Annotated in this window: 5 protein-coding genes; all 5 read right to left on the bottom strand. The window is 46.1% G+C overall.

All coding sequences use genetic code 11. The features are described from left to right. A partial coding sequence (locus tag KHU33_RS25520) for a hypothetical protein (RefSeq protein ID WP_211468261.1) occupies positions 1-275 on the bottom strand: 275 nt, incomplete at its 3' end. Then, positions 272-1150, bottom strand: coding sequence for a hypothetical protein (locus KHU33_RS25515; RefSeq protein ID WP_211468259.1), 879 nt, complete (start codon positions 1148-1150; stop codon positions 272-274). The genes KHU33_RS25515 and KHU33_RS25520, both read right to left, overlap by 4 nt. A gap of 749 nt (positions 1151-1899) precedes the next feature. Then, positions 1900-2694 carry a hypothetical protein gene (locus KHU33_RS25510; RefSeq protein WP_211468257.1) on the bottom strand — a complete coding sequence of 265 codons (795 nt, stop codon included), beginning with the start codon at positions 2692-2694 and terminating at the stop codon, positions 1900-1902. Continuing rightward, on the bottom strand, positions 2694-3437 hold the full coding sequence (locus tag KHU33_RS25505) for a putative toxin (RefSeq protein WP_211468255.1): 744 nt from the start codon (positions 3435-3437) through the stop codon (positions 2694-2696). Before KHU33_RS25505 ends, KHU33_RS25510 begins: the two co-directional genes overlap by 1 nt. A 270-nt stretch (positions 3438-3707) precedes the next feature. Next, positions 3708-3950: a hypothetical protein gene (locus KHU33_RS25500; protein ID WP_211468253.1), complete on the bottom strand. Its 243-nt coding sequence runs from the start codon at positions 3948-3950 to the stop codon at positions 3708-3710. Positions 3951-4527: the final 577 nt, after the last annotated feature.

The following is a 4527-nucleotide window of genomic DNA, read 5'->3' as shown; positions in this document are numbered from 1 at the left end:
CCCATGCCGTTTTGGCCGAACAATCGGATTCTTGCGGTGTCGCTTTTCAGATCATCTTTCTTCTCCACTGCTGATTCTTCAGCGTGGGAAAGAATTGGACAAACAGCCAGCATGAGGGCAATAAAACTTATGCGCATTATTTTTCCTTTTTTTTTTGAAATACAAAAATACAAATTTAGCTTGCGCAGACAGTCAGAGGCAGCGTGGTGATCAAAGAGAATTCCTGCGGCCAATGCGGTACTTCCAGAGTACGCAACATCAATCGCTAAAATCATAAAACTTCTTCACCATTGACAAAAATACGAAGATTAATATTTTCCCCCTTTACAAATCGGGGCGAATATAATTTTCGAGATTTTTCAGGATTATCAAATAACGACATTCCATTATCAATATGCAACTCTCGAAGCAATGGCAATTTATTTACATTCAAAGATTCAACATTCGTATTAATTAATTTCAATACGAATGTATTTTCAAACATTTTTGAATCAAGCATAAAATCCAAAAAATTGTCATCTATATCGTTTCCAAGCAAAGAAAATTCTTCTACTGTTTGTAATTTTCCGATATCCGATATTTTCTCAAAGTGGAAAAATTTTGCTTGAGTCGATATATAACTCAAATTTTGGAATAGTCCATCACGAGAGCTCAGGAATCGTAATCTCCCATCTTCTGTAAAATCCAAGGCACCAGAAAATTTATTGCTTGCAGATATTTTTATTTTTTTTATAGCCCCACTTGGATACCATTCATAAATTTCTTCGAAGAATTCATTTGGAACATCAAAGTACAGCATATTGCCATTTTTATGCCAATGAGCCTCCCAGTAAGCAACACCGTTCTTGAGAAAAACTTCCCTATCACAAATGTCCTCGGTAAATTCATACCCTATTCCACTAAACGTTTGACCTAAATATTGAGGCAACACGTAGTCGGATAATTGGCCAGTTAGGTCCACTTGCATGTATTCATTGTTATCTGGCGCGCAAATCGAGTAATACGGATCAAGAATAATTCCCTTATTCATTTCATAAGCAGATACCTTCTCCTCCACATCTATAGAAAATCCTATTCCAGAGAAAAGTTTATTTTGATAAATATACTTTCCTTCTTTGGTCTCCATTGCGCTAAGCAATACACGATTCATATTATCAACGCCCAGTAATCACATTTAACGTCGTGCTACGTTTTATTGCTTTAAGCCATTTGCATCCAGATGGAATCATCCTTGATTACTTGTTAAACGCAGTTGCAGTAACGCCGCAGCTTTTGACATCCTTACGTTCGACATCTATGACAGAACGAACAAGGCAGCATCAAAAATCCTACTATTATCATCGACACAGACATGCAACAACAAGGTTATAAGTTTTTTCAGGCTGAGAACGGCGTTTGGCTAGTCGATCATGTGCCAACATCTTCTATTCAAGAATAACCAATAGTTAATAGTTCTTACCGCCCCTCCTCTCGTTCAGCCTTGTAACGAACGGATTCTTCCTCAGTCACCTTAAGCCACTCAGTAAAATTGGCAACGTGGCCCCGATCTTCCCAACCCGGAGAGGCGTAGGTGCGTACATAATGCACCAGAGGATCTGCAGACGGTACAGTCGCATCGAAGCAAGCAATATCATCCGATCCATCCCAAAGAGCAAATGGCACTAATTTTCGTTCCGGATAAAGTTTTTTAACAGCCTGAAACCATCCATCTGCATCGCATTGAGAAGTACAAAGCCTCTATCGAAGTATCGACGTCTAATAATTTTTCGCTGGTAAATTCCAGGAAGATAGCCATATCCGCAATGGTCTTGACTAAATGGCGATTTATTAAATTAATCATGGATTCACACCATAAAGAGAAAATTTTCAAACTGCCGTGACCTTGCATGTGAAGCGTCTTCATGTTGTTGGTGGCACAGCTGCGGGTTCTTCAGCAAGGCCAAATAATCCCGGTCTGAACAATTTTTTGAGCATAGTCCGCCGAGCAGACAGCAGCGCAAAATTTTCTACTACATCGAATAGCTTTGGAGTTAGTGTCACCAAAAACCCTTGACCAATCGCCTCCACCTCAAACCCTTGGGCACACAATTTTTGCATGTCAACTTCGGCGGCATAGTCCTCGCCAAAGAAGGTAGCCCACGCTAAATTCGGGATGCCTCTTTTTTCTAATGTCATCCCATGAGGCCCAGTGACAAAGTCGTCCGCAGCAATGTCTGTTTCAACTGCAGTGCCAAATGCGCCACGTCTGGTTTCAATATCAGTGAACAAATGCAGCGTGGCAAATTTTGGTTGCGCGAGCACACAAAGGCGATGAAACAACCCAGCCCAATCGACTTTCCTGTCGCCATCTGCATCGAACGTAAGCCACCCGAGATGGAGTTGACCGCGCTGATTCACCAAGGTGTGATGCATTTCACCCCTACTTTTTACCGCCTTGACGCGCCTCCACATGGAATTCCACTTGGTAAAAGTGCGTCCATAAGAGCCAGCGTCCATCACCACTTCTGGAGCCCAATACTCCTCGCAAGCGGCAATACCATTAAATTGCTTTTTTATTGCTTCGACGTTATCAAAATATTCCGGGACCAACCGCGGGTCAGTCTCGCAAAATGCCTCTAACACTTGCTTACCAAACTCCCATCTTGTTGTATCAAGACGGGTGGTGATTGAAAGGCGAATCTTCGGTTTGCTCATTAGTGCGGTCTTTTCAATATAGGAGTCAACTTTTGCGTTGCAGAATCAAAGCGATACACAGCGCCACCTGCCTTTTCTATTGCGGCCCATAGCGTTGCCGATATGGTTTGATTGGCAGGACTTACGACCAAGGTATAAGGAATGCCGGTCTGCGTAGAATACTGAAGTTGCGCCCTAAGTTGGTCATCCATCGACAGATTTATAACATCCTTGGCCTCAACGATTCCTGCAGGCCGCCCCAAATTATCAGGTATCGTCGTTACCTTAGCACCTCCGGGCAGCGTGACGGTAACTGGTGTGGTGAATCCGGTCGCCTGATTTAATGCGTTCTGAAACTTTCGACCATTCGCCCAATTTTGTGCAATTTGCGAACTGCCAACTTCAGAATTTGTCCGGGTGACTCCATTGCTTGCGTCCGCGCGCAAAACCGGCACCTGCTTGCCGGTGCTGTCGAGAGTAAAATATTGACCGCCCGATCTCTGAAATACAGGTGTCACACTATCACTCGCAACTCCTGCGAGATTTAGGGATCCTCCCCCTGGCCCAGTAAAAGTGCCATCTGCATTAGCTACATAGCCTTTGGGAAGATTGGGAGCGCTGTTCGCCGTATTTGCCGGCCCATCCCTAACCGGATGCGCCATCCCCCCATCCGACAATCCATTTGGCCCTGCATAAGGTTCATCGCCTACTATCTGATTGCTGCTTTTGACGTTGACGTGAATTCCGCATTGAGACGTTGCCAACTGTGCCGGCTGCCAGTCGGGAATTGTGAAGAGACATGTTTGAGCGCAGCGAGTTGGTCTCTTCACCCGACTGGCAGCCGGCACAGTTGGGGACCTGACCGAAGGGAAGGCAACGGCTTTGCGGTCGCCTTTCTTTGCTTCCTTTCTTTGGCGAAGCAAAGAAAGGGAGCGGCTGCCGGGCCGCCCCCGGCATGTACCTGCGGAGTGGCTACCGTTTTAAGTAGCTACGAAAGCGAGTTGCCACAACAGGGGCTGGTTCGCTGTACTACATCACGCATCTAGCCTGGCTTCCTCCGTATTTGCATGCATATCGTTGAGAACATCGATATAGCCCTGCGCTCGTTCCGACAACATACTCGCAGCGGCCATTGCCATACGCGTCAGACTCTCAGTATCGGAGACATTCAGCGGCGGTGAACATATATCGTCGCGCTGCTCACGCGCAAGATCGCTGGCATGAATCAGCGAGAGGCAGGTTTGAATACCTCGGCTGATATCGAGCGTGGTTGCCATGAATTGAGCCGACGTATTCATGTGCAGTTCTGCCGCTAGCCAGGAAAACGGTTTGTGCTCGGCTTTGGTTGGGGGTGCAAAAGGATTGAGTGGGCGTGTTAATGCTTGCCATAATAATCTCCAGAATTGCAGTTAAGCCGCGTTCCGCTTCCTAACGGGAGGGCGGCAGATGGCAGGGTAGGAAGACCGGTGCAAAACGGAAAACCGGCAGCCCGAAGGCTCCCCACCATTGCCGCCCGTGGAGAGCATGCAACGGTGTACGCACGAAAAAAAACCGCATGGCGCGGTCAGTGCGCGTTTTGCAATTCAGGCTTCCTAGACCTGATCCCTGTTTTTTGCAGGGACGGGCTAACTATAGACGTTCTTCGAGGGCGTGGCAATCGGCAGCTATTACGAATTTGACCTAAACGTTCGACAATCTATGACAGAACGAACAAGACGGCATCAAAAATCCTACTGCTATCATCAACACAGACTGAGGCTTCATAAATGGATTTCATTGCGGCTGAAAATGAGTCCTCGTCTCCCGCAAACGATAAAACAGAAACGGCCCTTGCTTGCCCAAACAAACGCAAGT

The organism is Collimonas silvisoli (assembly GCF_018305005.1).
Lineage (GTDB): Bacteria > Pseudomonadota > Gammaproteobacteria > Burkholderiales > Burkholderiaceae_D > Collimonas > Collimonas silvisoli.
The sequence above is the reverse complement of the archived record's forward strand: the minus strand, read 5'-3'. Positions and strand labels throughout refer to the sequence as shown.

What these genes read in the sequence shown, in the direction of transcription:
- KHU33_RS25515 (WP_211468259.1), bottom strand. Translation starts at nt 1,150, where the DNA reads ATGAATCGTGTATTGCTTAGCGCAATGGAGACCAAAGAAGGAAAGTAT.
- KHU33_RS25510 (WP_211468257.1), bottom strand. Translation starts at nt 2,694, where the DNA reads ATGAGCAAACCGAAGATTCGCCTTTCAATCACCACCCGTCTTGATACA.
- KHU33_RS25500 (WP_211468253.1), bottom strand. Translation starts at nt 3,950, where the DNA reads ATGGCAACCACGCTCGATATCAGCCGAGGTATTCAAACCTGCCTCTCG.